The organism is Streptomyces sp. 8L, assembly GCF_020176795.1.
GTDB lineage: Bacteria > Actinomycetota > Actinomycetes > Streptomycetales > Streptomycetaceae > Streptomyces.
On sequence record NZ_JAIUKE010000480.1, the window covers coordinates 1 to 3,848 of the forward strand.

Annotated in this window: 2 protein-coding genes; both read right to left on the bottom strand. The window is 72.8% G+C overall.

Features of this window, described 5'->3' with window-relative positions; genetic code table 11:
- Positions 1-142 precede the first annotated feature (142 nt).
- Entirely contained in the window at positions 143-2,161 is a 2,019-nt protein-coding gene (locus tag LCE31_RS31730; protein ID WP_225020525.1) for a protein meaA, read from the bottom strand.
- The gene (gene ccrA / locus LCE31_RS31735) at positions 2,158-3,513 is read right to left on the bottom strand and encodes a crotonyl-CoA carboxylase/reductase (RefSeq protein ID WP_225020527.1); all 1,356 of its coding nucleotides are present in this window, start codon (positions 3,511-3,513) and stop codon (positions 2,158-2,160) included. The genes LCE31_RS31730 and ccrA overlap by 4 nt, the downstream gene beginning before the upstream one ends.
- Positions 3,514-3,848: the final 335 nt, after the last annotated feature.

The window sequence follows — 3,848 nt, forward strand, 5'->3', positions numbered from 1 at the left end:
GGAGTACAACCGGATCGTCCACGGCGAGGACCCGGCAGCCGAGCGCGGGGGTGCCGCGCCCGGCGGCCGCGGCGGCGCCCCCGCGCGGGCCCCGGGGGGGGGGGGCGCGCCCGGCCGGCGGGCGCGGGGGAAGAGGGGCTGGTCATGCGGTTGCCTCCTGGGGGTCGAGCCTGTTCGACTGCCGTACGCAGTCGACGATACGGCCGATGATCTCGGTGATACCGAAGTCCTTCGGCGTGAACACGGCGGCCACGCCCGCCGCGCGCAGGGCGTCCGCGTCCGCGGCCGGGATGATGCCGCCGACCACCACGGGGATGTCGCCGCCCCCGGCCTCGCGCAGCCGCTCCAGCACGTCCGGCACCAGCGCGGTGTGCGAACCGGACAGGATCGAAAGGCCGACGCAGTGCACGTCCTCCGCGAGCGCCGCCGCCACGATCTCCGCAGGCGTGAGCCGGATGCCCTGGTACACCACCTCGAACCCGGCGTCCCGCGCGCGCACCGCGATCTGCTCGGCGCCGTTGGAGTGCCCGTCGAGCCCCGGCTTGCCGACGAGCAGCCGCAGCCGCCCGACACCCAGGTCGGCCGCCGTACGGGCCGCGGACGCGCGCACGGCGGCCAGCGGCGAGCCCGCGGGCGCCGACGTGCCGACCGGCGCGCCGCTCACCCCGGTGGGCGCCCGGAACTCCCCGAACACGGCGCGCAGCGCGCCCGCCCACTCGCCGGTCGTGACCCCGGCCCTGGCACACCGCAGACTCGCGTCCATCAGGTTGTCCGGCCCGGCCGCCGCCTCCGCGAGCGCGGCGAGGGCCTCGCGTACGCGCCCCTCGTCACGGCCCTCGCGCCATCGGGCGAGCGCCGCGACCACGCCGGCCTCCGTCGCCGGGTCCACCGTCAGGACGGCCGTGCCGAGGTCCGCCGTCAGCGGGCTCGGCTCCGTCGTCTCGTAGCAGTTCACCCCGACGACCTTCGCCTCGCCCGATTCGACGGCGGCCCGCCGCTCGGCGTGCGAGGCGACCAACTGCCCCTTCAGATAGCCGGATTCGACGGCCGCGAGCAGGCCGCCGTGCTCCTCGATCCGCGCCATCTCGGCCTGCGCGGCGTCCACGAGAGCGGCCACCTTGGCCTCGACGACGGGCGACCCGTCGAACAGGTCCGGATACTCCAGCAGGTCGCTCTCGTGCGCCAGCACCTGCTGCACGCGCAGCGACCACTGCTGGTCCCAGAAGCGCGGCAGCCCGAGGGCCTCGTTCCACGCGGGCAGCTGCACGGCGCGGGCGCGCGCCCCCTTGGAGAGGGTCACGGCCAGCATCTCCAGCACGATGCGCTGCACGTTGTTCTCCGGCTGCGCCTCGGTCAGGCCCAGCGAGTTGACCTGCACGCCGTAGCGGAAGCGGCGCCGGCGCGCGTCCTCGACGCCGTAGCGCTCGCGGGTGATGCCGTCCCACAGCCGGGTGAAGGCGCGCATCTTGCACATCTCCTCGACGAACCGGACGCCCGCGTTCACGAAGAACGAGATCCGCCCGACCACCTCGCCGAAGGCCTCCTCGGACACCTGCCCGCCGGCCCGGACCGCGTCCAGCACCGTGACCGCGGTCGACAGCGCGTACGCGATCTCCTGCACGGGTGTCGCGCCCGCCTCCTGGAGGTGGTAGCTGCAGATGTTGACCGGGTTCCAGCGCGGCGCGCGGCGCACCGTGTACGCGATGAGGTCGGTGGTCAGCCTGAGGCTCGGCCCGGGCGGGAAGACGTACGTCCCGCGCGAGAGGTACTCCTTGACGATGTCGTTCTGCGTGGTGCCCGTCAGGCAGCCGGGCGCGTCGTCGCCCTGCTCCTCGGCGACCACCTGGTACAGCGCGAACATCCACAGCGCCGTCGCGTTGATGGTCATCGAGGTGTTCGTGCGCTCCAGCGGAATGCCGTCGAACAGCCGCCGCATGTCACCGAGATGGGACACCGGCACCCCGACCCGGCCCACCTCGCCGCGTGCCAGCGGGTGGTCGGGGTCGTAACCGGTCTGCGTGGGCAGGTCGAAGGCGACGGACAGCCCCGTCTGGCCCTTGGCGAGGCCCCGCAGATAGAGGGCGTTCGACGCCTCGGCCGTGGAGTGCCCCGCGTACGTGCGCATCAGCCAGGGCCGGTCCCTGGGGGCCGGGTTCGTCATGCGGCGACCCCCGCCCGCTCGGGGCGGAAGAGGTCGATGGCGTCCGCGTACCGCGCCCGCATCTCCGCGTCCCGCACACCGAGGCCCTCGCGGGGCGCGAGCGCCAGCACACCGACCTTGCCCTGGTGCAGGTTGTGGTGCACGTCGTACGCGGCCTGGCCGGTGTCCTCCAGTGTGTACACCTTGGACAGGGTGGGGTGGATACGGCCCTTCGCGACCAGGCGGTTGGCCTCCCAGGCCTCCCGGTAGTTGGCGAAGTGGGAGCCCACGATGCGCTTCAGCGACATCCACAGGTACCGGTTGTCGTACTCGTGCGTGTAGCCGGACGTGGAGGCGCAGGTGACGATCGTGCCGCCCTTGCGGGTCACGTACACACTGGCGCCGAACGTCTCGCGGCCCGGGTGCTCGAAGACGATGTCGACGTCCTCGCCGCCCGTCAGCTCCCGGATGCGCGCCCCGAAGCGCTTCCACTCGCGCGGGTCCTGGCGGTGCTCGTCCCGCCAGAACCGGTAGCCCTCCGCACTGCGGTCGATGACGGCCTCCGCGCCCATGCGCCGGCACAGCTCCGCCTTCCGCGGGCTCGACACGACGCAGATGGGGGTGGCGCCGCCCGCGAGTGCGAACTGCGTGGCGTAGGAGCCGAGTCCACCGCTCGCCCCCCAGATCAGGACGTTGTCGCCCTGTTTCATCCCGGCGCCGTTGCGCGACACGAGCTGGCGGTACGCGGTGGAGTTCACGAGCCCGGGCGCCGCGGCCTCCTCCCAGCTGAGATGGTCCGGCTTGGGCATCAGCTGGTTGGACTTGACGAGGGCCAGGTCGGCCAGGCCGCCGAAGTTCGTCTCGAAGCCCCAGATGCGCTGCTCGGGGTCGAGCATGGTGTCGTTGTGTCCGTCCGAACTCTCCAGCTCGACGGAGAGGCAGTGGGCGACGACCCGGTCGCCGGGGTGCCACGCGTTGACACCGGGCCCGGTGCGCAGGACCACGCCCGACAGGTCCGACCCGATGACGTGGTACGGCAGGTCGTGCCGGGCGGCGAGCGGGCTGAGCCTGCCGTAGCGCTCGAGGAAGCCGAAGGTGGGCAGCGGCTCGAAGAGCGACGTCCACACCGAGTTGTAGTTCACGGAGCTGGCCATCACGGCCACCAGCGCCTCACCGGGCCCGAGTTCGGGCACGGGCACCTGGTCCACGTGCAGTGACTTGCGCGGGTCCTTGTCGCGGGTGTCGAGGCCCTCGAACATCGCGGTCTCGTCCTTGCGGACGGTGACGGCGCGATAGGTCTCGGGCAGCGGGAGCGCGGCGAAGTCCGCGGCGGTGGCGTCGGGGGACTGGACGGCGTCCAGGATGTCCTTCACGGGAACCTCCGGGTGTACCTGGCGAAGCTGCGGGCGATGGAGGGTGCCGTCGGTTCGGCGGGTGGTGCGCGCGCGGGTGAGCACGGTGGGAATGCCTGTGACGCAGGCGTCCGGCGGCGCGGGGGTGACATCCGCGGGGACAGGCCGGACACCTTCAAAGTATGGCACGCCGTGCCACCTCGCAAGGGTCTTCCGGTAATTTTCTGGCACTGAGTGCCAGGATGATCGATCATCGTTCGGCCGCGGCCCCGGGCCAGCCGCCGTGTGCCCCCGCCCCCCCCCCCCCCCCCCCGTCAAGCGTCCAGGCCCGTACACAGGACACCGCCCTCCACCGG